Source organism: Glycomyces buryatensis (assembly GCF_004912275.1).
GTDB lineage: Bacteria > Actinomycetota > Actinomycetes > Mycobacteriales > Micromonosporaceae > Glycomyces > Glycomyces buryatensis.
In genome coordinates, this window is sequence record NZ_STGY01000051.1 from 45,068 (window position 1) to 69,408 (window position 24,341).

The 24,341-nt window shown below is 66.8% G+C and carries 17 protein-coding genes and 1 pseudogene; 10 read left to right on the plus strand and 8 right to left on the minus strand.

Going from position 1 to position 24,341, the window contains the following annotated elements; translation table 11 throughout:
* Positions 1-9: 9 nt before the first annotated feature.
* Complete coding sequence (locus tag FAB82_RS13070; protein WP_136534976.1) at positions 10-4,068, plus strand: TIGR02680 family protein; 4,059 nt, start codon at positions 10-12, stop codon at positions 4,066-4,068.
* Positions 4,069-4,094: 26 nt separating this feature from the next.
* Positions 4,095-5,174 (plus strand): annotated as a pseudogene (locus FAB82_RS28880) (TIGR02679 domain-containing protein); the annotation flags it as partial.
* A 75-nt stretch (positions 5,175-5,249) separates the two neighbouring features.
* Here the strand turns inward: FAB82_RS28880 and FAB82_RS28000 are convergent.
* Together FAB82_RS28000 and FAB82_RS13085 are read right to left on the minus strand one after the other, a co-directional pair.
* Positions 5,250-6,797 carry a hypothetical protein gene (locus FAB82_RS28000; RefSeq protein ID WP_246039631.1) on the minus strand — a complete coding sequence of 516 codons (1,548 nt, stop codon included), beginning with the start codon at positions 6,795-6,797 and terminating at the stop codon, positions 5,250-5,252.
* Between the two features lie 64 nt (positions 6,798-6,861).
* A complete protein-coding gene (locus FAB82_RS13085) occupies positions 6,862-8,274 on the minus strand; it encodes a hypothetical protein (protein ID WP_136534979.1) in 1,413 nt (470 codons plus the stop codon).
* Positions 8,275-8,432: 158 nt separating this feature from the next.
* Between FAB82_RS13085 and FAB82_RS13090 the strand changes: the two genes are divergently transcribed.
* On the plus strand, positions 8,433-9,716 hold the full coding sequence (locus FAB82_RS13090; protein WP_168801580.1) for an ATP-binding protein: 1,284 nt from the start codon (positions 8,433-8,435) through the stop codon (positions 9,714-9,716).
* A gap of 66 nt (positions 9,717-9,782) precedes the next feature.
* On the opposite strand, the gene FAB82_RS27120 is transcribed toward FAB82_RS13090, so the two are convergent.
* From FAB82_RS27120 to FAB82_RS13100, 3 genes are read right to left on the minus strand one after another with little or no spacing between them, the layout of a single operon-like run.
* Positions 9,783-9,926, minus strand: a complete 144-nt coding sequence (locus tag FAB82_RS27120; RefSeq protein ID WP_168801581.1) for a hypothetical protein — start codon at positions 9,924-9,926, stop codon at positions 9,783-9,785.
* Positions 9,927-9,937: 11 nt separating this feature from the next.
* On the minus strand, positions 9,938-10,261 hold the full coding sequence (locus FAB82_RS13095; protein WP_136534980.1) for a hypothetical protein: 324 nt from the start codon (positions 10,259-10,261) through the stop codon (positions 9,938-9,940).
* Positions 10,261-11,742, minus strand: coding sequence for a tyrosine-type recombinase/integrase (locus FAB82_RS13100; RefSeq protein ID WP_136534981.1), 1,482 nt, complete (start codon positions 11,740-11,742; stop codon positions 10,261-10,263). The genes FAB82_RS13095 and FAB82_RS13100 overlap by 1 nt, the downstream gene beginning before the upstream one ends.
* 473 nt (positions 11,743-12,215) lie before the next feature.
* On the opposite strand from FAB82_RS13100, the gene FAB82_RS13105 reads away from it, so the two are divergent.
* On the plus strand, positions 12,216-15,893 hold the full coding sequence (locus tag FAB82_RS13105; RefSeq protein ID WP_136534982.1) for a LamG-like jellyroll fold domain-containing protein: 3,678 nt from the start codon (positions 12,216-12,218) through the stop codon (positions 15,891-15,893).
* 132 nt (positions 15,894-16,025) lie between these two features.
* Positions 16,026-17,021 (plus strand): LacI family DNA-binding transcriptional regulator, encoded by a 996-nt coding sequence (locus tag FAB82_RS13110; RefSeq protein WP_136534983.1) that lies wholly within the window; start codon positions 16,026-16,028, stop codon positions 17,019-17,021.
* A 15-nt stretch (positions 17,022-17,036) separates the two neighbouring features.
* Here the strand turns inward: FAB82_RS13110 and FAB82_RS13115 are convergent, their stop codons facing one another.
* Positions 17,037-17,654 (minus strand): TetR/AcrR family transcriptional regulator, encoded by a 618-nt coding sequence (locus tag FAB82_RS13115; protein WP_211116574.1) that lies wholly within the window; start codon positions 17,652-17,654, stop codon positions 17,037-17,039.
* A gap of 63 nt (positions 17,655-17,717) precedes the next feature.
* Between FAB82_RS13115 and FAB82_RS13120 the strand changes: the two genes are divergently transcribed.
* Positions 17,718-18,134 (plus strand): hypothetical protein, encoded by a 417-nt coding sequence (locus FAB82_RS13120; RefSeq protein WP_136534984.1) that lies wholly within the window; start codon positions 17,718-17,720, stop codon positions 18,132-18,134.
* Here FAB82_RS13120 and FAB82_RS13125 read toward each other — a convergent pair.
* Entirely contained in the window at positions 18,131-19,000 is an 870-nt protein-coding gene (locus tag FAB82_RS13125; RefSeq protein ID WP_136534985.1) for an alpha/beta fold hydrolase, read from the minus strand. The two genes, FAB82_RS13120 and FAB82_RS13125, sit on opposite strands and share 4 nt — an antisense overlap.
* Before the next feature lie 88 nt (positions 19,001-19,088).
* Between FAB82_RS13125 and FAB82_RS13130 the strand changes: the two genes are divergently transcribed.
* The 3 genes from FAB82_RS13130 (at position 19,089) to FAB82_RS13140 (ending at position 21,799) form a co-directional block, all read left to right on the plus strand.
* Positions 19,089-19,646, plus strand: coding sequence for a CGNR zinc finger domain-containing protein (locus FAB82_RS13130; protein ID WP_136534986.1), 558 nt, complete (start codon positions 19,089-19,091; stop codon positions 19,644-19,646).
* A 78-nt stretch (positions 19,647-19,724) separates the two neighbouring features.
* Positions 19,725-20,498 (plus strand): Rossmann-fold NAD(P)-binding domain-containing protein, encoded by a 774-nt coding sequence (locus FAB82_RS13135; RefSeq protein ID WP_136534987.1) that lies wholly within the window; start codon positions 19,725-19,727, stop codon positions 20,496-20,498.
* A gap of 134 nt (positions 20,499-20,632) precedes the next feature.
* On the plus strand, positions 20,633-21,799 hold the full coding sequence (locus FAB82_RS13140; RefSeq protein WP_136534988.1) for a hypothetical protein: 1,167 nt from the start codon (positions 20,633-20,635) through the stop codon (positions 21,797-21,799).
* A 107-nt stretch (positions 21,800-21,906) separates the two neighbouring features.
* Here the strand turns inward: FAB82_RS13140 and FAB82_RS13145 are convergent, their stop codons facing one another.
* Positions 21,907-22,482 (minus strand): TetR/AcrR family transcriptional regulator, encoded by a 576-nt coding sequence (locus FAB82_RS13145; RefSeq protein WP_136534989.1) that lies wholly within the window; start codon positions 22,480-22,482, stop codon positions 21,907-21,909.
* A 165-nt stretch (positions 22,483-22,647) separates the two neighbouring features.
* On the opposite strand from FAB82_RS13145, the gene FAB82_RS13150 reads away from it, so the two are divergent.
* Entirely contained in the window at positions 22,648-24,237 is a 1,590-nt protein-coding gene (locus tag FAB82_RS13150; protein ID WP_136534990.1) for a carboxylesterase/lipase family protein, read from the plus strand.
* Positions 24,238-24,341 lie beyond the last annotated feature (104 nt).

A 24,341-nucleotide genomic window follows, 5' to 3' on the forward strand; every position in this document is an offset into this window, starting at 1 on the left:
GGCGAACCGATGACCGAGCGCTACCGGCCGACCCGGGCTGGCATCATCAACCTCTGGGACTACCGCGACGAGGAGTTCAGCTTCGTCGACGGCTGGCTGGTCCTGCGCGGCCCCAACGGATCGGGAAAGACGAAGGCACTGGAGCTGTTGTTCCCGTTCTTGTTTGACGGCCGCATCGATGCTGCCCGGCTCAACCCGTTCGCTAGCCGTGACCGCGGAATGAAGTCGAATCTGCTATACCGGGGCCAGGAGGTCAACCAGGGCTACGTCTGGATGGAGTTCGAACGCGATGGCGCCTACCAAACGATCGGCATCGGTCTTCGTGGCCACCGACACCAGGACAAGGTGCCACGCTGGCATTTCACCACACGAGGCCGGATCGGGGTCGATTTCGGGCTTCTCGACGAGCAGGACCGGCCCCTGTCCAAGAAGCAGTTGACGGACGCGCTCGGCGCGGAATCCGTGGTGGACACGTCCCGCGAGCACCGCGAGAAAGTCAACGCCGCTCTGTTCGGACTCGCCCAGGACCGGTACGAGCAGATGCTCGATCTCGTGATCACCTTGCGGCGCCCGCAACTGGCCAAGGACCTCAAACCCGACGACCTGTCGGACACACTCTCGGCCGGGCTCAGGCCGCTCGACGATCGGCTTGTTGCCAAGGCCGCCCGGTCCTTCGAGGACATGGAGCAGGTCGCCGCCGTCTTGGAAGGCCTCAAAGACGCCGACGAGGCCGTCACCGACTTCCTCGGCGTGTATACGACCTACCTGCGCACCCACTCCCGAGCGGCCGCACTCGACGTCGCCACCCGTCTCGACACCAGCACCGCAGCGCGGGGCGACCTCGCAGACCTTGCCGAAGCCGTCGAAGCCGCCAGAACAACGGCCGAACAAGCCGAGGCCGCACACCGGGAACTTCGCGGCGAGCCTGAACGCCTCCGCGGCGTCCTCACCGGATTGAAGGAGAACGAGGCGTACAAGTCGGTCGCGACACTCGACCAGCTGCGCGCCCGAGTCGGCGACCTGGCGACCGCCCGCAGCAAAGCCGAGAAGCGAGCCGCCGACGCCCGGAAACGGGAGACCGACAGCGAAACCGAGGTCAAGCATCGCCGCGGTGCGCTCAGCGAGATTGCAGCGGCCGTCGAGTGGCACGCCGCCGACATGATGGCCACCGCGGAAGCGTCGGGCATCACGTGGGAAGCCGAGACCGCTGACCCCGACCGCGCCGCAGAGGTCGCACTCATCGAACGACGCAGCGACATCACGGCAGTGGAAGACGCCGGGCGGCATCTGCAGACCGCAGTGGACGAACGTGAGCGCGCCGAACGGCGCCACGGCGAAGCCGAACGAGAAGCCGAACAGGCCGAGCAGACCGCGGAGAATGCGTCCGTCGCGGTCGAGACCGAACGCGACCGACTCCGTGAGGCCACCGCCACATGGGCCGAGGAACACCGCGGCCTTTTCGACGACTTCGGCATCGGCTCCGTGCGCCCGGTACTGGACGCGGCGGTCACCGAACTGGGCCACCCGGACAGCCGCGGATTGCGCCACGCCGCCGAAAAGCTCACCGCCAACGCCAGGGACCGCCGACTTCGCGGACAGGAACGCGACCGCCACGACAAGGAGGCGATCGAAGCCGACACGGCCGGACTGGGCACCGAACGCGCCGCGATCGAGGCTGAGCACGACGACGCACCACCGGCGCCGCGCACACGAACCGCCGACCGCACAGGGCAGCCCGGAGCACCGCTGTGGCGGGCGGTGGACTTCGCCGAAGGCATCGACGTAGCCGACGAGGCCGCCATCGAAGCTGCCTTGGAAGCGGCAGGCGTCATTGACGCCTGGATCGGCGCAGAGGGCCCCGGCGGCGACGAATCCGACGTTCATCTGCGGCCCCTGTCGCCGTCCGCGCGACCGGCGGGACTGACCCTCGCCGACTACCTCGTTCCCGAGCCGGACGCGCCGCTCCCGCACTCCATGATCACCGACATCCTTGCCTCGATAGCGGTGAGCGACAACATGGCGAGTCCAGGGCTCGGGCCCGCGATCGACCGCCAGGGCCGATTCGCGAACACCGTGCTCCTCGGCCGGTACACCAAGCCTGAACCCGAATTCATCGGCGCCTCCGCCAGAGCTGCCCGACGTGCCGCCCGTATTGACGAGATCGACACGCGGCTCAGCGAACTCGCCATCCGGCTCGGCGAGGTGACCTCCCGGATCGAGGCCACCGCCCGGCTCCTGTCTCGGTTCGCGGCCGCGCTCGACAACCTCCCTCTCCAAGGGACGCTGCTCACCGCGGTCCAGGCGGCCGCGACCGCCGCCGGAATCGCTGCCGAAAAGCACCGGGCGGTCAAACGTGCCAAGGGAGCTCTTGATGACGCGATCCAGATGCAAAGCGAGGCCGCTCAGCGGTTGCACACCGTCTGCACCGAACGCGCCTTGCCCGCCGACCGCCTCGAAACCGTGCGCGCCAACGTGCAACGCTTCGAATCGGCCGCAGGCAAGCACCGCTCCGAGCGCGCGAAGGCCGACGGCGCCCGCGCCCGGATCACCGAAGCCGAGGAGCACCTCCGCCGCGCCTCCGAGGAACGTGACACCGCCGACGGTGATCTCGAAGAGGCCGCCGAGCGCTGGGCCCTCGTCAACGCCGAATACGAGTCTATTCAAGAGACCTCCGGAGCCGAGGCCGACGAGATCCTGCGCCGGATCGCCGCCACCGAGCAGGCCATCAAAGCAGCCGCGGCAGCAGCCGCGAAAGCCGAACAACGTGCCAAGAACACCGACCGCGAACACGCCAAACTCCAAGAACGGCACACCGGCGCCGAATCGAACGTCGCGACCGCCGCCGCTGAAGCCGCCGCCACTGCACTACGGCTGCGGCCCTTCGCGCAACCCGACCGCCTCAAACTCCTCGGATGCCCGACCGACCTACGTTGGCCCCCTGCCGAAACACGCACCGAGGAAAGCGCCGACCTGCCGCAGGCCGTCACCGCACTCCACCAGGCCATTCTAGTCGCGACCGAAGGCCTCACCCCCACCGAGAACTCGCTCAAGCAGAGCGCCACCCGACTCAGCCGATCCCTCGAGTCCCTCGTGGACCGACTCCCCGCCTCCGGACTCGACTACCGCGTCGAATGGGACACCGAAGAAGGCGTCTTCGTCGTCAAGATCGCCGACGACGAAGGCCTCGCCCCCGTCGTCTACTTCGCCGACCGCATACGCGCGCAACTTCGCGAACAGGAAGCGCTGCTCTCCGAGGCCGAACAACGGGTCCTGGAAGACACCCTCCTCACCGAACTCGCCCTCCAGATCCACGACCGCGTCATCGACGCCAGAGACCTCGTGCGCGACATGGACAAACACATGCGCACCAGGAAGATGTCCTCCGGACTCACCGTCGGCGTCTCCTGGACCCTCGACGACAAGCGCATCGACGACGAGCAGCGGAAAATCGCCGCGATCTTCGACAGCGCGCCCGCACAGCTCGGGCCCAGATTCGCCGAACTGCGAAGCCATTTCTCCGACCGCATCAAGCAAGCCCGGGCCGAATCCCCCGAGACCCCCTACCGGGAGCTCATGGCCGAGGTCCTCGACTACCGGCGCTGGCGGCGCTTCTCGTTCACGCTGTACCGGCCGGGAGGTAAGACGCAGACTCTCACCCGATCGATCCACTCCCTGCTCTCCGGCGGCGAGCAGTCCGTGTCCCTCCACCTGCCTTTGTTCGCCGCCGCCAACGCCGTCTTCGCCTCCGCCCGCGACGATGCGCCCCGCATGATTGCTCTCGACGAAGCATTCGCCGGCGTCGACGAACAAGGCCGATCCGAACTCATGAGCCTGGCCGGCCAGTTCGACTTGCAACTGTTCATGACCGGCTTCGACCTATGGGCCACCTTCGAATCCGTGCCAGGCGTCGCCCACTACGACCTCGCCCACTCCGCGCTCGACAACACCGTCTCATCGGTTCTCATGGTCTGGAACGGCGAAGAAGAGGAATACGACGCCGACGGCACCCTCGCGGCCGCGCTCGGCTCCCCCGAAACCCGTAGAGTCCCATCCGGAGACCGCCCGTGAACCGACCCATCGACAGTCCAGGATGGATGCGGATCCTGACCAGCGCCCGCGCCGGCATTGAACGCGGCAGCCGCACCATCTCGATCAGCGACCCGACCGAAACCGAACGCCGCCTCCTGATCGGCGTCACCGGCAAACACCGTGACACCGATGTTGCCCGCATCCGCGTCGCACTCGCCGACCTCGATGCCTACTTCACCGTCGCACACGGCATGGACCTGACCGAGACCATCACGTCGGTCACCGGAGCAGCGCCCCGCGATCGACGTGCCGAAGCGGAAATCCGGCAAATCGCCGTCGCCGTGATCCGAACCGCCGCCGAGCGAAGCCGACACCACGGCAGCCTCTGGTATGACGCCTGGCTCGACAAGCTCACCACTAGCGGCGGCCTTACCCGACTCGTCACCGAAGGCAGGAACCTGACCGACATCTGCACGGCACTCGACGCCCTGCCCGCCGATGATGAACCGCTCCCCGCGTTCGCCGAACGCGTCCTCGGTGACACGAAAGCACTCGCGAATGGACGAACCCGGTCGCTCCTCATGAGCGCGTTGGCCGCCTGGAGTGGCATGACCCCGCCGCGAGGAGCTGAAGCCGAACGGGATCTCCTCGAATGGGCCGGCGTCGTGCCCGACGACCTTGCGAGCCAAGTCCTCGTCCTCAACGTGCCCGCCGAAGGGGGACTGGTAGGGCGGTGGCTGACTGAAGCGGCCGCAGTCGGCATCCCGATGCGCATCACCCTGCATCAACTGCGACTCGCGCCCCTTGTCGTTGATGCTCGGGAACTGTTCGTCACCGAGAACCCCGCCATCCTGCGAGAAGCCGCCCGTGCCCTCGGTCCGGACTGCCCGCCCCTGATCTGCACCGAAGGATTCCCCTCCGCCGCCGCACACCGGCTCCTCGCCGCCGGCGACACAGCGAATATCCACTGGCGTAACGACTTCGACTGGACCGGACTGCGAATCTGCGCCACGGCATTGCAGCGCTATCCGAGGGCCACTCCATGGCGCATGAGCGCCGGCGACTATCGAGAGACGGAAGCGGGAATCGAGCTGAACGGCAGCGAAGCCGCCTGCCCCTGGGACGACGAACTCACCGACGCGATGCGAACCCGAGGCCGCGCTGTCATGGAGGAACGCCTCATGCCGAGGCTACTGGCCGATCTGGCGGACCGAGCAGCGTTACGTCTGCTCGATGTCGTCCTCCGAATCACCCCAGCTTGTGAACTCGAAGAGTTCAAACTCGCGGACTATCGGCCGAGCCGCCTGGTGAAAGCGGAGCCCGTCCGATTCAGCGGTACCGTGCGGCGGCACTTCGATGAGCCAGTCGAGGACCGCATCTGTCAAGTTGTCGGGGTCGGCGGCGGCGTCGATGAACGACTCCGCTCCTTGCTCATCGAACGGGGACGGCAGTGGGATTCCCGCAGTTTGCGCGTCGAGGATGACCCGCCGACAGATCCCAGTCCACCGCCCCTGCCCCCACCACCGGTCGGAGTAGCTCGTCGCGCCGCCGACGCTGAAGAGCCGCATGGTCGCTTCGGGACCGAGTACTTCCTCATCGAGCCGCCTCCAGGACCGGACCTGGTCGCGGACCGTTCGCTTTACTTCATTCCAGCCGTCACCGAACAAGGCTGAAATCCTGCGCCCGTCTGCAAGCTGCCAGGTCTCACTTGTCAGGGCCTGTTCCACTGCTTCCCAGTCGACGCCCTCATACGGGTCGATGAGATCCTGCACCGCCTTAGTGGCTGCGATGTTCACGCGGGCCATGAGGACGTCCGAGGGTAGATGATGCGCCTCGACAGCGGTGTTATTGCGCCAGCACCATGTGGCTATCCCGAGCGCTACGGCGCTGGGAACCAGGTCCGGCACCACTCCGTGGCCGGCGGTGAAGCAGGCCAACCCCAGGTACGGCTTCAGGGATGCGTCGTCGAGGATCGTTTCGATCGGCAGTCCGCTCGACCGCTGCGCCGAAGCGAACACGAATTCGCTATAGAGCTGGCCGAGGAGTTTCTCGGTGCTCACGTCGCTGGTCTCAGCGGCTTTGAGTCGTGTGGGGTCGAGCAGCCCGTGCGCTCCTGCGATCGCTTCGACCTCGGCACGGCCCTCGCCGCCGGGGCTGGGGTGGATCTCGAGTACATCGTCAAGCATGTCGAGGTCAGAATCGAAGCTGACGGCTTCATCGGGTCCCAGCGTCAGGCGGTTGCCGTTGACTTCGTACCCGACAGTGATGACCATGTTCGTGCGGGTGAGAAACCCGAACAGGAAGGGCCCGTGCTCGAAATCGAAATCGCTGTCGTAGGACTCCGGGATCTCCCACCCCGCCCATGCCAGGGGTGACAGCAGGTCGGCCAGCCTGTCGACGTAGGAGCCCCAGTCCTCGTCGCTGGGGCCTTCCTTCCAACGCATGACCGCGATCGCCGCCCGCACACCCGCCTGAAACGACGCACTGTGCTGGGGTCGCTCCAGCAGGTCTCTGATCCGGCGCTCCGCTTCGTCGAGGCCCTCCTGAAGGCTATGCTCGCGGAACTTCTCGATCGAGCGGTCCACCTTCCAGGAGGCGTGAGCGACATGATCTTCGGGCTCACCGTTCGCCACCCGCTGATCCAAGGTCCGGAGTTCATCGATGAGTTCGGCCTTACGCAGGTACAAGTTTCGGACGGGGCGTTTCTCGGCAATCTGACGCAGTCGAGCCAAGGACATCTGCTCGTAGGCGTCGGGGGTGTCGGCCATGCCGGCCATCATAACCAATTGTGGACTCACAGCTCCGGTGTGCATGGTGGGCCGATTTGGACGTTCATCTCCGGCCGTAACTGCTTTCGGGACCGTAAGGGCTCCAACGGCCCAGGAACGGTTTGAGATCCTCGGCTTTGAACTCTGGAGCAGTCGGCATTGCCGGCAGTGTTCGGAGCGGATCGGTCGAATCGGCAAAGGTGCGGGCCCATGCCAGCCACTGCCGTGCAGCATCGTTGTCGGGGTGGTCGGCCTCCTCTTCTTGGAGTCGCTCCTCAAGTAGGTCGCAATACGCTGTGAGCCTCTTGAAGCGTTCGAACGCTTGAGATTGCTGCTCGAGCGCGGAAGCGTAGTGGTGCTCCAGGGCTTGAACCTTCGCATTGGCCATGACCGTCTCCCACTGACGCTGCCGCTCGACCTTGGCCTTCTCCGCGGCGATAGCGCTTCTGCGGTCCCCTGCAGCGCTCTTGGCGAGCCCATCCATGACTTCGGGTAGGCGATCCTCCAACGTCATCGTCTTGCGGTCGGCCCATTTGTGCTGGCCGTAACTGGAGTACGGCAATTCGAGCTTCAGGTTCTTGGCCTTGATCGGGTTCTCGGATTGGGGGAACTCCTGATCGATCGTGACCGCGTAGGTGAATCCGTCGATCCCAACCTGGACCGCTCCCTCTCTGCGGTCATACCTGCGGCGGCTTCCGGAGCCGTAGTGGTGGCGCTGGTCGACCGGTTGGTCGCGGACCTTCCACCCACGATCGTGGGCGGCCGAGGCGATCGCCTGAAAGATCAGCAGACTGCGACGACGGAGATCCTTGGGCATGGTCAGGCGATCGACGTCATCACGGAGGCGGGCCACGACCGGGTGGGGGCGCTGCAATCGTTCCGGAACGGGTACCGGCTCGAGTCCTTGGGCGTGTTTGCGGGCGGCATTGGGGTGGACGGCGGCGATCAGTCTGATGGTCGCACTGGTGTCGGCGCTGCCGATGAATTCGATGTGGTGGCCTTCCGGCACGAGACCGTTGCGCTTGGCGTGGTCGACGGTCTTGCGCCATCGGGCGAACTCGGATTCGCTCAAGGCGGGAAGGCGGACGGTGCGCTCCGAGGACAGGCGATTGATCAGCCCGATGGCGTCCGCGCGACGGTCCCGGGGGATCTCCGTGGGGATCTCACGGGTCTTGCGGGGCTTTACGGCCTTCCCGGGAGAGGGAACGGTGCGAGCCTCCTCCGTCGTTCGCCCCGAGTCCTTCGAGGTCCGGCGAGCGTCAGGATGGTAGCCGTGCTCGAGGTAGAAACGCCCGTCGGCGGTGATCGTCGCTCGCCACTGCCCAGTGCTTTTGCTGATGGACACCAGGCCACGCGACTCCAACGCCCGCGCGGTGATCCGCAGAGGTTCCCGCTCGGTGCTGCTGAGGTCGTCTCCAGAGCCCACGAGTTGCAGGGCCTCGAGTTGGCGGTCGTTCAGTGGGCCGGTGCGTTCCATGCGCGGCTCCTTCCGAATAGAGCATCAGCCATCGCCGGTGAGGCGGCGTAGACGGAGACTGATCCGACGAACTCACGACTGTCAGATCGACGAACCTCCTGCCAATCCATCGACAAATCTGTTACTTGAATGAGGATGTTGTCGTATACGCTTCGATTATGTCACCACTGCTGCCCCGCCGCGCTCTCGCTGGACTGAACGAGCGCTTGGACGCCTTCCGGATCGTCATCGTGGGCGGTCCGCGCCAGGCGGGGAAGACTACGCTCCTGCGGCTGCTGCACCAGGGGCGCGGCGGCACGTTCAACACCCTCGACGATGCCACCACCCTGCAGACCGTGCGCGCCGACCCGACCGGGTTCGCCGAGTTCGGGGCGTCTCCGCGGATCATCGACGAGGTACAGCGTGGCGGTGATGACTTGCTCATCGCCATCAAACGCCTCGTGGACCTCGACGACGCCGCTGGCCAGTTCGTGCTCTCGGGTTCGACCCGGTTCCTGACCGTACCGACCCTGTCGGAGTCACTGGCGGGCCGGGCGGTGTTCGTCGACCTGTGGCCCCTCAGCGCCGCAGAGCGGACCCGAGCCGACATCGACGCACCAGCGCTGCTGTTCGAACCCGAAGCGCTCCGCGCCTTGCCGCTTGCCTCCGTGTGGAAACGCGCGGACTATTTCGATCTGATCTGCGCTGGCGGCTACCCCGAAGCCGTCCGGATCGGGTCGGCCCGCCTCCGGGGCGACTGGTTCGAAGGTTACGTCTCCACGGTCGTCCTCCGCGACGTCGCCGCGTTCGCCGACATCCGCCGCGCCGACCTCATCCCGCGCCTGCTGCGACTCATCGCCGCCCGGACCGGGTCGGGTCTCGTGATGGCTGACTTCGCGCGGAGCCTCGAACTCAACCACGCCACAGTTCGCGACTACCTCGGCTACCTCGACATCGTCTACCTCACCGGCAATCTGCCGCCGTGGTCGACGAATCTGACCTCCAAACTGGTCAAGACCCCGAAGTCCTACGTCACTGACTCCGGCCTGGCCGCTGCGCTTCTCGGCGCCGAACCCGGCGCGCTCGCACAGCCCGGCCATGAACTCGCCGGGCCGCTGGTCGAGACCTTCGTGTTCACCGAACTCACCCGCCAGCTGGCGACCAGCGCGGTCCGGGCCGAGTTGTCGTTCTTCCGCGACCGCGACGGCCGAGAAGTCGACTTCCTCCTCGAACGCCGCGACGGGACCGTCATTGGCATCGAGGTCAAGGCCGCCGCGACCGTCCGCGATGACGCGTTCAAACATCTGCGGTGGATGAAGGAACGCCTGGGCGAACGGTTCAAGGCCGGATACGTGATCTACCTCGGCGACCAGCTCAGACCATTCGGGCCCGATTTCACCGCACTGCCGTTGTCGGCATTGTGGGCCGGCCGCCAGCTCTTACGGTCGGTCGGGGCAAGCTGAGGCTATTGGGGGACAACGAATGCGACATTCTCTGTCCCGCGATAGCGGGTGTGGCAGCAGTCGGCTTCAGCGCTTGTAGAAGAAGTTGCCGAGCCGCGCACGGTCCTTGGCGGGGATCACGAGCCTCGGATGGCCCTCGATACGGATCTGGCCCGTCATCAGGGACAGGTCGAGATCCCACTCGTACTTCCGGCGCCATGCGAAGCGCAACTCGGCATTTTCTAGTGAGAGCCGGATTTCGACATCGTTCCAACAGTTGACCGCACGCAGATGCCGGAGCACCAGCGGCAGTTCACCGAGAGCATGCCACTGGTTTCGCGGACCGGGATGAGAACCCGATCCCAATCGGCTTTCGAGAGGATGCCGCGCAGGTTCGAGCCCCAGACGATCTCCCGCAACAGGTCCGGGTAGATCAGGCCCGGCCTGATCGGCAGCACCTCGATGAACGCGGGATTGGGAGAATCGACCTGCTGCTTTGCATGCGGGTATGCGTTGTTTTCCGGTGCGGCCCCGGAGCCGGGCCTCCTTCGTTTGAAGGGCCACATCACGCCGCTCCCCAGGCATCGCTGCCGAGCCGTTTGGCCATTTCGGCCTGTAGTTTCGCGATCTGACCGAACAGTTCGCCGTTCGACAGCAAGCCTAGCTCCTCGACAGTGGTCGCGGCAGGAGCGGTCGTTTCATGGCCGTCCGGTCGGTACTGCTTGCGGACCTTGTCGAGTGCTGTCAGGGCGGTCTCGTCGGCGTTGTCGATGGTGTGGAGGTAGCGCTCGGTGGTGACGATGCTGCCGTGGCCGAGTCGTTCTTTCACGACGACGAGGTCGGCGCCGCCGTTGAGGAGCCATGAGGCGTGGGCGTGGCGCAGTAGGTGCATGCGGATGTCGACCGGGAGGTCGGCTTCGGCGAGGGCGGGTTTGATGATCTGGTTGCGGAACCACTGGTTGGGGATGTGGCCGTCGGTGTCCCAGACGCGGCGTTGTCGGGGTCGGTCCTTGCCGCCCGCGCGGCGCCGTCGCCGGTAGGCGGCCATGGCACCTCGGCAGTGTTCGCACCGACAGCGCCCAGCGGTGTAGGCGCTCATGGTGCCGTGGGCGTAGGTGAATCCGCCGGTGTTGGGTTCGGTGAAGCCGAGGTGACCGAAGTCGGGTGTCGTGGTGTTCTCGGGTTTGGTCGGGATGGTGCCGGTGTACCAGAACAGGAGGTCGTCCTTGGCGAGGTTGTGCTCTTTGATGTGGGACTGGATCTTGTCGCGGAGGGCGCCCGCGATCTTGATGAAGCGGTATTTGCCGTTCTTGGGGTAGTTCTTGACGAAGAATCGCTTGCCTTCGGGGTGGAAGGCGGGACTGACCTGTAGGACGGCGCGGCGGACGGTGAAGGCGCTGCGGTCGGGGTCGAAGTCCTGGGCGCGCAATTCGGTGAGTTCTCCCCAGCGCATTCCGGTTTCGATCGCCGTCTCCACGAGCAGCTTCGACATCTCGTCCGGCAGGGCCTGGTGGAAGACGTCGAACTGCTCGGGGGAGATGATCTCCAGCGGCTTCTTCTCCACGCGCTCGCCCTTGACGAGCATGCATGAGTTCGCGCCGAGGTACTCGTCGTCGACGGCGGCGCTCAGGATCGAGCTGAGGAGCTGCTTGAGCTTCTTCCGGTTCGCGGCGGTGATGCCCTGCTGCTTGAGGCGCGACTGCCATTCCTTGATGTCGGTGGCGTAGATGTTGACCATCTGCTTCTCACCGAAGAAGTCCATGAGGTGGGCGTAGAGGTTGTAGGTGTAGTTCTCGCGGGTCTTGACCTCGACGGTGAGGTTCGGCAGCCAGATCTCCTCAGTGTATTCGCGGAACCGCTTCCGGCCGCGGGTGAGATGGTTGCCTCTGCCAGCTCGGATCTTGGCCTCGGCGTCCTGCCATGCCTGGTCGGCTTCCTTTCGGGTGGCGAAGGTGCCGGCGGAGCGGCGCTCGCCTTGCGCGTCGGTGTACATGGCGAGGAATCGGGGCTTGCCGTTGTCGTTCGTGCGTTTGATGCAGCGTCCCATCCGGGATCCTTCCTTGTTGCAGTTTTGTTGCTCAGACGGATCAGTACGGATCGATCTGGCTCAGTGCGTTTCAGCACTGAACTTGCTTCAAAACAGCAGGTGAGGAAGGAAATTAGTCCGGAAAACGGCCACCGTCCAACGTTAAGAAAAGTTGTGTCTTGGCCGCTCATAACCTGGAGGTCGGTGGTTCAAATCCGCCTCCCGCTACTATAGAAAAACGGTTAGAACCCGATTTCCTCAATTGAGGGAGTCGGGTTTTTTCGTGCCTATCGCCCATTCATTGTTCGGACGTGAGACGCCGGCTTTCGTCGGCGCCTCGGCCCATGGTCCCGGCTCATGGTCTTGCCAGGTTCGATTGGGGCCGGTATGGTGATCAGCGAACCGGTTCGCTGAGGGCTTTGGGATGATTCGTGACCACGCAGCACCCCTCCATCGGCTTCGGGCGGACTTCTCAACGATGAGAGCGAGGCGCAATGAACGTACGAAGACGACCGGCCGCGAGAGCCGCGGGACTGCGGGCGCCCACGGCGATGCGGGCCACGGGATTGGCGACGGCGGCGGTCATGGCCGCGGCCGTCATCGTCCCGCTGGCGGCGGATGCCGCTGCGGCAGCGGACCTTGACGACCACCTGATCCTCTCCTACTCCTTTGAGGATGGACAAGTCGACGGCGGGACCGTGGACGACCTCTCGCCCTCGGGTCTGGACGGCACGCTCGTCAATCCCGAGCGGGCGCCCCTGGTGGCCGGCCGGACGGACGGCTCCTCCGCTCTTGAGCTGACCGGCGGCGGGTCCACTTCTGCCACCTCGCCCTATGTCGAAGTCCCGCACGGACTCTTCGAGGGCCTGGAGGGCATGACGATCGCGACCTGGCTGCGATGGGACGGCGGCGCCGACTTCCAATGGATCTACAACCTCGGCCGCGACAAGGACACCGCCACCTTCGCGACGCCCTCGTTCCAGAGCGACGGCAAGAACCGCTCCTCGATCAAGCCGGTGAACGGCAGCAGCGAGGTCGGGGTCTCGGGCACCGGCAAGCTGCCGACCGGGCAGTGGGTCCAGGCCGTCACAGCGATCGACGGTGAACAGATCGTCTACTACCTCAATGGCGTCGAGGTCGGCCGGACCGCGGCGCAACTCGACCTCGACGCGGTGATGCACGACCCGAACGGGTCGACCTCCGGCTTCATCGGCAAGGCCTTCTGGGGCGGGCACCCGTTCTACGACGGCGCGATCGATGAATTCCAGGTCTACGACACCGCATTCGATGCCGCGCAGGTCGCCGAGATCTACGGCGGCGAACTGCCGGCGCTGGAATCGCTGGACCAGGCCGAGTTCGAGGTACAGACACTCGCGGGCGAGGCTCCCGAGCTGCCCGCCGCGGCCCCGGCGTCCTTCAGCGACGGCATCGGCCGCACGGTCGGCATCGACTGGGACGAGATTCCGGCCGAGCAGTACGCCCGGGCGGGTTCGTTCACCGTGTCGGGCAAGGTGATCGGCCATGACCTGGCGGTGTCGGCGGCCGTCGAGGTGCTCGAGAACGCCGTCACGGTCGACCTGGCCAAGCCGACTGGAGACTTCCTGGGCGGCGCCTCCGGAACCCTCTACGGCCTCTACGACGAGGGCCTGCCCTCCGAGAACCTCATCGACGGCATCGACCTCCAGACCGTCGCGACCAAGGCCCAGGACGGCCCGCAGCACCCCGGCGCCGATGCCCTCGAAGTCCTCGGACCCCTGGTCGAGTCGTCCAATGGGGACGTCTACGTCTACATGACCGACATCCACCGCGGCTTCCCCTACCAATGGCCGGGCGACACCCCCGAGGAAAAGCTCGACATCTACCTCGAGAAGATCCGGGACCAGGCCGAACAGGTCGCCACGGTGCCCGAGGAGCAGCGCGACAACGTCGTGTTCATGCCCTTCAACGAGCCCGAGGGCAATATGTTCGGCACCGGCGAATGGAGCTACAACGGCACCAGCTGGCTCGACGACCCGCAGGACTACTTCGCCGCCTGGGACCGCGCCTACGAGGTGATCCACTCGGTCCTGCCCGACGCGCGGATCGGCGGGCCGAACACCAGCGTGCTCTACGACCAGGTCTACGGCTTCATGGAGCACACCATCGAGGCCGGGACCGTCCCCGACGCGATGGTCTGGCACGAACTCTCCGACCCGGCCAAGATCCGGGCGAACGTCGACAAGTACCGCGGCTGGGAGGCCGAGTTCTTCGCCGGCACCGAACACGAGGGCACCGAGCTGCCGATCAATATCAGCGAATACGCCTTCAACTACCACACTTCGGTTCCTGGCCAGATGATCCAGTGGATCTCCGCGCTCGAAGACTCCAAAGTGTACGGCGACATCGCGTACTGGAACATCGACGGCAACCTGTCCGACTCGGCCGTGCAGGCCAACCGGGCCAACGGCCAGTGGTGGCTGCTGAACGCCTACAGCCAGATGAGCGGCTCCACGGTGGAAGTCACACCGCCGCAGCCCGGAACCAGCTACACCCTCCAGGGCGTCGCCACACTCGACAGCGAGCAGCGGCAGGCCCGCGTGCTCCTCGGCGGCGGTGACGGAGCCTCCACGGTCGCACTCGACAATGTCCCCACGGACGTCTTCGGGGACACCGTTCACGCGGCCGTCCGCGAGATCGGCTGGAGCGGCCAGATCGGCGACTCGGCGGCGCCGGCCCCGATCGCCGAACTCGACCTGCCCGTCACCGATGGCGCGGCCCGACTCGAATTCGGCGCGGGCGACCTCCCCGAACTCGACGCCGAGTCCTCCTACGAGGTGATCCTCACGCCGTCCGTGACGCCGGGAGAGGCGGCCGAGCCGCGCACCACATGGGAGGCGACGTACGAGGCGGAGGACGCCGGATTCGTCGGCGAGGGACTGAACATCAACGGCCCCGAGGGCTCGCCCGGCGACGTCGGCAAGTTCTACACCTCCGGCGGATACAACGTCGGCGGCATGCGGACCGGAACCGAGAACGGGCTCGCATTCGACGTGAACGTGCCCCAGGACGGCACCTACGACCTCAGCGCCTTCACCAGCACCCTCAATACCGATCCTGAAGTGGCCGAACAGGGCCCGACCAACCTCTTCCTCACGGTGGACGGCGACGCCGAGACCGAGCAGGAACTGTTCCTGCCGTTGGGCTACAAGTGGGTGGTGTGGGACCACGTCGACACCCACGTCGATCTCGACGCCGGTGAACACACCATCACGTTGTCCACCACCAGCATCGCGGGAGACGGCGCCATCGCGGGCGACACCCTGGTCGACAAGATCGACCTGTCACTGGCGAACCCCGACCACAAGATGGACGTGTACGAGGCCGAATTCGCCGAGCTCGAAGGCGGAGCGAACACGGTGTACGAGGACCACGACGGCTCCGGCCCCGGCGCGGCCTCCGTGCCGGACGGCGCCACGGCCACATTCTGGGTCTACTCGCCCGACGACGCCGGCGCCAGACTCGAACTCGACACCACCGGCGACGGCACGGCCGAAATCGACGTCAACGGCGAAACCGCGCCGAACGGATCGGACGGCACCGTCGACGCCTTCCTCCTGGGCGGCATCAACAAGATCGTGGTGCACGGCGCCGAGGGCCTGACGGTCGACCGCCTCGCCGTGGAACCGGGCGACGTCCTCGAACCCGCCGTCTACGAGGCCGAGGACGGTACGACCAATGGCGCCGCCGAAGCCACCGACCTCTCCCTCGCCTCAGGCGGGGCGGCGGTCACCGGCATCGGAGGCGAACCCGGCAACGGGAACTCACTCCACATCGACGGCATCGAGGTCGACCGGGCAGGGCGGTACGCACTGACCTTCCGCTACTCCAATGAGGAACAGTCGCCCGCGACGCACTACAACCCGGACCCGGTGGCGAGGTACGCGCTGGTCTCGGTGAACGGGGCGGAGCCGATCCGAGTGATCTTCCCGCATTCGTTCCACGAGAACAACTTCTGGGAACTCACGGTCCCGGTGGACCTCGAAGCCGGAGCGAACACGATCACCGTCAACGGCGAGGAGAAACCGCAGTTCGACGGGACGAGCTACGCGTCCGACGTGTGGCCCGACGTGCTGCTGAGGTCGCAGTACGCGCCGAACCTGGATCGACTGGCCGTGACGCCGCTGTTCGAATGAGCCGGTTCGAGTGAGCCTGTTCGATTGAGCCAGCGAGGGGCGGCCGACGGCGACTGCGGTCGGCCGCCCCAAGATCCGCGAAACGGTAAACTCAGCCGCGCGAATGGCATCGAGTGAAAAGGGGGGGACGACATGGCCAACATCGGCGATGTCGCACGCGAGGCCGGCGTCTCGCGCAGCACCGTCTCCTCGGTCCTGACCGGCCGCAAATACGTCAGCCCACAGACGCGCGCCCGGATCGAGGACGCGATCGCCAAACTCGAATACTCCGTCAACACCGGGGCCCGCGCACTGGCGACGTCCAAGACGATGACGTTCGGCGTCGTCGTCCGCTTCCACGAGGCCGAGTTCAGCCCCGCGCTGGCGACTTACCTTGTGGCACTGTCGGATGCGGCCCGCGAGCAGGGCTACGCCGTGATGCTCCTGACCGAGGCCGACGGCACCGAGGCGGTACGGCGGGCGATCGCCGGCCGCCAGGTCGACGGCCTCATCCTGCTGAACGTGCTCGACGGTGATCCGAGGCTGGACCCGATCAGCGAGTCCGGTTTTCCGGCGGTGCTCGTGGGGATGCCGGAGGACCCGCGCGGCATCGACGCGGTCGACCTCGACTTCGCGGCCGCGGCCGCCATGCTCGTCGACCACCTGGCCGAGCACGGGCACCGCGAGGCGATGTTCGTGCGCTGGCCCGACGAGCTGTACGCGGCCGGGAGCACCTACGCGACCAGGTTCGAACGGGCGGCGTACGCCCGCGCCGACGAGCGGGGGCTGCGGCTCGTGCCGGTGCCGGTCCCGGTGGGGCCCGCGCAGGTGCGGGCGACGCTGCGGGCCGCGCTGGCGGACCCGGCGAATCCGCGGACGCTGCTCATTCACAATGACGCCGCGGTGGCGATGCTGCCGTTCGTGCTGAACGACCTCGGGCTGGAGGTTCCCGCCGATCTCCGGGTGGTTTCGCTGCACTCGGCGGAACTGGCGGGCTTGTACGTGCTGTCCTTCACGGCGGTCGAGTCCAAGCCGACTGCCGTCGCCGCGGCGGCGGTGGAGATGCTGTGCAAGCGGGTCGCGGAGCCGAGGGCCGAGGCGCAGAAGCGGCTCATCGCGCCGCGCTTGGAGCGGAAGGCGTCCGTCTAGCGTCGGAGGCCGTCCCTAGCTGTCCGAGGCTGTTCCGGTGGCCTCCCCGGCGATCAGCGCGGCGGTGACCGTATCGGCGACGATCCGGGTGAGCGTCGGCAGCCGATCGTGGTCGCCGATCAGAATCAGCAGCCAGAAGAATATCGGGCCGATGACCAGCGCGTGCACCGTGGCGGTGTCGGGAAGTTCGGCCAACTCGCCGCGGGCGACCGCGCGGCCCAAGACCTCGTCGAGCGCGGCCTGCTCGCGTTCGATGAACGTGGCGTTGAACCTGGCCCCCAGCGAAGTGTCCGCGTGGATGTCGGCGAGCAGTCCATGAAGGACGTCCGCGGGGGCTGAGGAGAGCTGCGTCGCAATGGTTCCGCAGATGGCTTCGAGATCCGCTCGCAGCGATCCCGCGTCGGGTGGTGCCTGCTCCTGCATGTCATGCACGGTGGAGGCGAAGATCATTTCCTGCTTGGTGTCGAACCGGCGGTAGATGGCCGCCTTGCCGATGCCCGCCTTCGATGCCACCGCGTCGACGGTGAGCTTTCCGTATCCGCGCTCGGCCAGCACCTCGCGGGTGGCCCGCGCGATGGCGTGGTCGATCTGACCGTCCCTGGGCCGGCCGACCCCTTGCTTCGGTTTCGACATCGTCCTACTATATAGAACTGTCAGTACCGAAACTAACAGTTCCGTAATTGGAGTGGAGTGCACATGATCAAGTGGGCCGGACGCATCATCGTCTTCCTGGGACTCGCGCACATGCTGATCTCGCTGTCGATGACCCTTCCGACATATGCCGACTCGTGGCTCGGCGGCGACCTGTGGATGCCGGAGGGCGGTCTCATCGGAGCGGAGCCGACCGTGGCCGCGTTCTGGTTCTCCATCGGCAGCTTCGGCATGCCGCTCATCGTGGTCGGCGCGACCGTGCTGTGGATGGACCGTCGCGGCATCGTGCCCCCGGTCTTCATCGCGTGGACCCTGGGCGGCTGGTCGCTCGTCTCCGCCGCCCTGATGGAGCCCGCGCCTTGGCCGCTCGTCTGGATCGCCGTGGGGCTTCTGCTCGCGGGGGCCCGAAAGGGGGAGCGCCCCAAGGAGATCGCTCCGACGCTTCAGGAGTCGGGGGCTTAACGGCGCTCGTTCAGGAAGCGGTCGATGAGCGGCGCGATGACGTGCAGGTGGTCTTCGAGCGCGAAGTGTCCCGTGTCGAGGAGGTGGAGCTCGGCGCCCGGAAGATCGGCCAGGTAGGCGCGGGCGCCGGATTCGGGGAAGAACATGTCGTGCTCGCCCCACACGATGAGGGCCGGCGGCGTGTACTTGCGCAGCCACGCCTGCCAATCCGGGTATTGCTCGACATTCGACTTGTAGTCGAAGGCGAGGGCGATCTGGGCCTCCTTGCGTCCCGGGAGATCGAGAAAGTGCTGGTCGAGCAGCCAGCCTTCGGGCGCGATGAGGCTCGGGTCGGCGGTGCCGCCCTCGTACTGGCCGCGCGTACCCTGCAGGGTCAGCAGCCCGCGGATGGTGTCCTCGGCGCCTTCGTCCTCGGGCCGCAGCCCGATGAAGCCGCGCGCCTGATCGGACAGGCCCGTCTCGTAGGCATTGCCGTTCTGGATGACGAGGCCGGTGATCCATTCGGGGTGGCGGAGGGCGAGGCGGAAGCCGATCGGGGCGCCGAAGTCGAAGAGGTACATGGCGAATCGGTCAAGACCGAGCCGCTGAATGAAGCCTTCGGTGATATCGGCGAGCCGGTCGAAGGTGTAGGCGAAGCCGGCTGGGGCCTCGGTCTGCCCGAAGCCCGGGTAGTCGGGGGCGATGAGCCGGTACTTGGAGCCGAGGGTGTCGATGAGGCGGCGGAACTGGTGGGAGCCCGAGGGGAAGCCGTGCAGCAGCAGGAGGGTTGGGGCGTCGGCCGCATCGGGGACGGATTCGCGGTAGAAGACGTTGACGCCGTTGACATCGAGGTGGCGGTGGTGGACGCGGGGCAGCGGGGTGCTCATCAATACACATGCTTTCTTGAGGCTTTAATGCATTAGGAAGAATCTAGCACGGTCTAATGCTTGATTCGCATGGAGTACCATTAGCGTGATGAACGCGTCCGAACCGCTGGTCGGCGAGCCGCTCGCCGTCGACCTGGTCAATACCCGGCCGGTCGGCCAGGACCTGCTGGCCACCACCGGGATGTTGGCGTCCTGGCTCGCACTGGAGGCCGACCGCCTGCCCGGGCTTGAGGTCGACCGGAATCTGACCGATGACGATCTGGAGGCGGTCCACCGTGTCCGCGAATGCATCGCCAATGCGCTTGCCGCCCTGATGAATGGACAACACCCGCCGAAATCCGCATTGGACGGTCTTAATCGGGCATTGGCCGCCGCGCCCGCGACTCGGCGCCTGGAATGGGTCGACGGAGCGGTGGTCGCCGGGTCGAAGCGCGCAGGTACGTCCGCGGAGTGGTTGGCCGCCATGCTGGCCGAGTCCGCCGCCGACCTGCTCACCGACCCGTCGATATCGAAACTCAGGCGCTGCGAGGCCGACGACTGCGTCATGCTCTTCCTGCCCGCCCACCCGAGGCGGCGCTGGTGTGCCCCGGAACGCTGCGGCAACCGAGCCCGCGTGGCCCGGTATTACCAGCGGCACAAGGAATAAGGCCCGGGCCGAACCCTTTCGAGTACTCCCGCGCAGGCACGCGCCGCGAATTACGGGCCGGACTCGACCAGACCGCCGATGGGATCGGCCGACGACCGCGGCGACACCCCGTGGGGCAACACCGGAGTCACCGGTTCGGTGGCCATGATGCGGACCGTCCTGGAGGCCGGACCGGACCTGTCGATCCCGAACCGGGTCGGCGGCACGCCCGTCCATCCCGCGTCCGAGCGGGCCGGAGCCGACTACGTAATGCTCGGCAACCACTACGGCTACGGCGACACCAGCGGAAGGATCACCGAGCGCACTCCGCTCGATGCGACGACCCGCAAGGGCCGGGTGCGCGCCGAGCTGTGGCGCGAGGCCGAGTCCGCGCACCGGGCCGGCCGGCTGCGCGCGACCGAGGTCCGGGCGGGCCAGTTCATCGGCGCGGGCGCGTACTCGGCCTTCACCTTCCTGGTCGAGCCGCACGTGCTGGCCGGGGAGCTGGCGCTCGTCCACGGCAACCCGGACGCGGTCCACTCCTTCACGTACATCGAGGACGCGGCCGCGGCACTCGTGGCGGCCACCGGTAGCGAGACGGCGTGGGGGCGGGCGTGGAACGCCCCGGTCATCCTCGCGACGGTGCGGCAGCTGGCCCAGCGGCTGGCGGAGCTGCGCGGTGCGCCCGAGCCCCGCCTGGAGATGCTGACCGAGCGGGAGATCACCGTGCTGGGCTACACCAATCCGCTGTGGACCGAGTTCCGGGAGATGGGCTACATGTCCGAGCGTCCGTTCATCGTGGACGACTCCGATTTCCGGGAGGCCTTCGGTCTCAAGGCGTCGTCAGTGGCTGCAGCGCTGCGAGTGGCGTAGTCACCTTGCGGCCGGGGCCCGCCGGGTCCCGGCCGCTCCCGCAGCCGGGCCGGCACCGCCATCGACTTCGGGGCCCCGGAGTGCGGTCTGGCCGCTTCGCTCCGAGTTTCACTCGCCTGCCCTAGACTGCGCGCATGGCGATGAACCCCTCCCGGCGGATGCCGGCCGCGGTGGCGATCGGAGCGGCTGCGCTGCTCGCGGTCGCCGGCTGCTGGGGCGATTCCGGAGCAGGTGAAGCGACCGATCCTCCCGAATCCGAATCGCCGCAGGTCATCCACGTGCCGCCGAGCCAGGCCGCCGTCACAGACCTCGACGGTCGATCGCTCATCGCTATCCGCGACGGCCGAGCCCACCCGCTCGACGGCGTCGAAGTCCCTGAATCGGGCCGCGTCGCGTGGTCGCCGGACGGCACGCTCATGGCGGTCGACGTCAGGGGCGGATTCTGGGAATGGGAGGGGCCCGGTGAGGACCCGCTCGACCACGAATGCGGTCAGGGATGCGACGCCGCCTACGTCGGTGATGACCCCGATGACCTGTACTCATACCGCGACAATGCCTTTCAGCGGGTCGACGGCGACGCCGGGCCCGAAATCACCGCCGACCTGCCCGAGGAGCACTCCGTCCTGTGGGGAGCGATCGGCGGTCACCTGCTCGTCGGGACCGCGAACGACGGGGCCCGCTTCGAGGACGAGGACTACCTCGGCACCGAGCAGCTGTGGCTCATCGACCCGGCCGACGGCGAGCCGAAGGGATCGGTGGATCTGTCGAACCAGCCCGACGGCTACACCAATCGCGTCACGGCCAGCGCCGACGGGTCCCAGGTAGCGGTCGAGTACACCGGCGCCTCGCTGAATCGGTGCGGCTATACCTCGGGGTTCTCCCTAGTGGATGGTGCGGACCTGGGATCGGCTCGGGCCCTTCCGCCGCCGCCGAATGAGGTTGGCGCCGAGCCGATCGCCTGGGACGTGTTCTTCAACGGCGGCAGCCTGTTCGGAGTGTTCGGGGAGCCGAGCGGCCCGGCTTCGAATCCGTGCCAGAGCTATGAGGCGATGGGGGTGTGGCGCTGGGGCGAGGCGGGGTGGAAGCAGGTCAGCGCCGGCGACTTCTATGCGGTGCGGCCGCTCGAAGGGCTCGACGGCGGTGGGAGCGAGGCCGCGTTGATTCAGGACCACGACTTCAACTGCCGGGTGGTGGACCTTCCGGGCGGAGAGGTCCGAGCCGACTTGGGCCGGTGCGATGTAGGCGTGTGGTCCACCCCGACCCGCAACGAGGTGGACCTGTCCGGTATCGAGTCCTACTGAGCCGATGCACGGGGAGATAGGTCGGAATTCTGGCGATCCGGGGGTCGGGCGTGTCGCGAATGACGACCCCCTGTGCACAACGGTGCCTGAGGGGTACGACGGTTCGCTTAATCGTCGATGGTTTCCACCAGGGCTCTGAGGCCGGCGGCGATCTCCCTCGGGCCCGGGGCGGTGTCGGGGTTGGAGAGCCACTGCATCACGATGCCGCTCACCAGGGCCAGTTGGATCGAGCCGGCCGTGCGACTCACGCTCTCCGCCACCGTCTCCTCGCTCTCGCCCGTCGCCAGGGCCGCCATTGCCGAGAACGCCCCGGGTTGGCCTTTCGCATACTGCTCCAGCAGGTCCGGTGAGCGTTGCGCCTGGAGGAACAGCTCGAAGCTGGCCAGCCACAGTGTCCGCTGCGACCTGAAGTTCTCGATGAGAAGTTCCCACACCGCTTCGAAGCGGCCCTTCCCCTGTGGCACGTTGAGTCCCGACAGCGATTCCTTCAGCCCGGCGTCCCAGTCGTGCAGCGAGGTGAACAGCGCCTGCTGGAGCAGCGCCTCGCGTGATCCGTAGTGGTAGCCGATCGCCGCCATGCTTACCCCGGCCGCGGATGCTATGTCCCGCACCGTGGTTCGGTCGTAGCCCTTTTCCAGCAGACATGTCTTGGCTCCTTCGAGGAGCTCCTCACGATTTCCCATGCGTCGACTGTAGCAATGGCCTGCGCGTTTGCCTAGATCAAATGCCTTAGGCAAATATTTTAGGCGAACGCATTGCGCATTTGCCCAAATCCTTGCTACGGTTCCCTCAGCAAGCAAGCGAAGGCCTTCCCCCCGAAGGCATCTCAATCAGAGGGTGAGACCCCCATGCAGCTCAAGACCTCCGCCAAGCGAGCGGCCAGCATCCTGGCCGCCTCCGCCATCGCCGCCGGTGCGGTCGCCTGCGGCACCGCCCAGGCCGACGCCGTCGACGCCGAGACCACCACCCACTCCGGCTCCACCCTCGTCACCACCGAATCTGGGCAGCTCCAAGGCGCCGCCTCCAAAGGCGTCCGCTCCTGGCTCGGCGTTCCCTACGCCGCCCCGCCCGTTGACGATCTGCGCTGGGTCCCAACGGAAGACGCCGAATCCTGGGAAGGCGTCCGCGAGGCCACCGAATTCGGCAGCCCCTGCGCCCAAGGCACCTCGGCGATGGGCATGCCGGGCATCCCCGGCACCGATGAAGACTGCCTCTACCTCAACGTCTACGCCCCCGAGACCGGCGCCGAGGACCTCCCGGTCATGGTGTGGCTCCACGGCGGCGGCAACACCTACGGCGCCGCCGAGCAGTACGACCCCTCACGCCTGGTCGCCGACGGCGACGTGGTGGTCGTGACCGTGAACTACCGCCTGGGACTGTTCGGCTCGCTCGCCCACCCGGTGCTCGACGGCGAGGACGGCGAGACTCTTTCGGGCAACTACGGACTCCAGGACCAGCAGGCCGCCTTCGAATGGGTCCGGTCCGAGGCGGCCGCCTTCGGCGGCGACTCCGGCAACGTGACCCTGTTCGGCGAGAGCGGTGGCGGATACGACGTCTGCGCCCATCTGGCCTCGGCCGGCTCGGCCGGGCTATTCGACAAGGCCATCATGCAGAGCGCGAACTGCGCCACCGACTGGGCGACCACCCGCGCAGACGGCCAGGCGACAGCGGCCGCCGTTGCCGAAGCCCTCTGCGAGGACGTGCCCGAAGTCGACCTTGCGGTCTGCCTCCGGGACGCCGACCCTGCCGACCTCAACGCTCAAGGCGACCAGTTCATGGAACTCCAGCCGGTCATCGGCGGCCCGGTCATGCCGATTGCGACCGGTGAGGCGCTGACCTCCGGCGAGTTCAACCACGTGCCGGTTCTCCACGGCGTCACCAGCGACGAGTTCCAGCCGCTGGCGCTCTCGATGGAGATCGAATCCGAAGCCGACTATCTGGCGGCGCTCGAAGCGAACTTCGGCGACCAGGCCGAGGCCATCGCCGCCGAGTACCCCGCCTCCGACTTCGACCTGCCCGTCAAGGCGATGGGCCGGGTCCTGAGCGACGCCGAATGGGCGACCGGGTTCGCTCAGACCCGTGTGGCCCTGGGTGACCAGGTCCCGGCCTTCTCCTACGAAATGTCGGTCGCCGATGCCCCGTACTACAACTACGTCCCGCGCCCCGACTTCCCCGTCGACGCCTTCCACATGGTCGACTGCGCCTTCCTCTTCGACACCCCGTTCATGGAGCCGCTGAGCGAAAAGCACGAGCCGCTGGCCGACCTCATGATCGAAAGCTGGTCCACCTTCGCCCGCACCGGCGACCCGGATGGCGACGGCGGCTGGGAGCCCCACTCGACCGACACCGACACTCGCCGGCTCTCTCCCGAGGGCGCCACGAACGTCGACTTCGAGGACGACCACCACACCGAATTCTGGGCCTCGCTTCACGCCTGACCGTCTGCCGGACTGGAATGCCGGTGGTTCCGACAGGCCGGGCCCGGCGGGTTCGGGTAGCGGGGTTGGTGCGGGTGCGCGGCTGGTTGCCGCGCACCCGCGTT

Excerpts from the sequence above, each read along its gene's own strand:
- FAB82_RS13070 (WP_136534976.1), top strand. The coding sequence starts at position 10 with ATGACCGAGCGCTACCGGCCGACCCGGGCTGGCATCATCAACCTCTGG.
- FAB82_RS28000 (WP_246039631.1), bottom strand. The coding sequence starts at position 6,797 with ATGGCCGACACCCCCGACGCCTACGAGCAGATGTCCTTGGCTCGACTG.
- FAB82_RS13085 (WP_136534979.1), bottom strand. The coding sequence starts at position 8,274 with ATGGAACGCACCGGCCCACTGAACGACCGCCAACTCGAGGCCCTGCAA.
- FAB82_RS13090 (WP_168801580.1), top strand. The coding sequence starts at position 8,433 with ATGTCACCACTGCTGCCCCGCCGCGCTCTCGCTGGACTGAACGAGCGC.
- FAB82_RS13095 (WP_136534980.1), bottom strand. The coding sequence starts at position 10,261 with ATGTGGCCCTTCAAACGAAGGAGGCCCGGCTCCGGGGCCGCACCGGAA.
- FAB82_RS13100 (WP_136534981.1), bottom strand. The coding sequence starts at position 11,742 with ATGGGACGCTGCATCAAACGCACGAACGACAACGGCAAGCCCCGATTC.
- FAB82_RS13105 (WP_136534982.1), top strand. The coding sequence starts at position 12,216 with ATGAACGTACGAAGACGACCGGCCGCGAGAGCCGCGGGACTGCGGGCG.
- FAB82_RS13110 (WP_136534983.1), top strand. The coding sequence starts at position 16,026 with ATGGCCAACATCGGCGATGTCGCACGCGAGGCCGGCGTCTCGCGCAGC.
- FAB82_RS13115 (WP_211116574.1), bottom strand. The coding sequence starts at position 17,654 with ATGTCGAAACCGAAGCAAGGGGTCGGCCGGCCCAGGGACGGTCAGATC.
- FAB82_RS13120 (WP_136534984.1), top strand. The coding sequence starts at position 17,718 with ATGATCAAGTGGGCCGGACGCATCATCGTCTTCCTGGGACTCGCGCAC.
- FAB82_RS13125 (WP_136534985.1), bottom strand. The coding sequence starts at position 19,000 with ATGAGCACCCCGCTGCCCCGCGTCCACCACCGCCACCTCGATGTCAAC.
- FAB82_RS13130 (WP_136534986.1), top strand. The coding sequence starts at position 19,089 with ATGAACGCGTCCGAACCGCTGGTCGGCGAGCCGCTCGCCGTCGACCTG.
- FAB82_RS13135 (WP_136534987.1), top strand. The coding sequence starts at position 19,725 with ATGGGATCGGCCGACGACCGCGGCGACACCCCGTGGGGCAACACCGGA.
- FAB82_RS13140 (WP_136534988.1), top strand. The coding sequence starts at position 20,633 with ATGGCGATGAACCCCTCCCGGCGGATGCCGGCCGCGGTGGCGATCGGA.
- FAB82_RS13145 (WP_136534989.1), bottom strand. The coding sequence starts at position 22,482 with ATGGGAAATCGTGAGGAGCTCCTCGAAGGAGCCAAGACATGTCTGCTG.
- FAB82_RS13150 (WP_136534990.1), top strand. The coding sequence starts at position 22,648 with ATGCAGCTCAAGACCTCCGCCAAGCGAGCGGCCAGCATCCTGGCCGCC.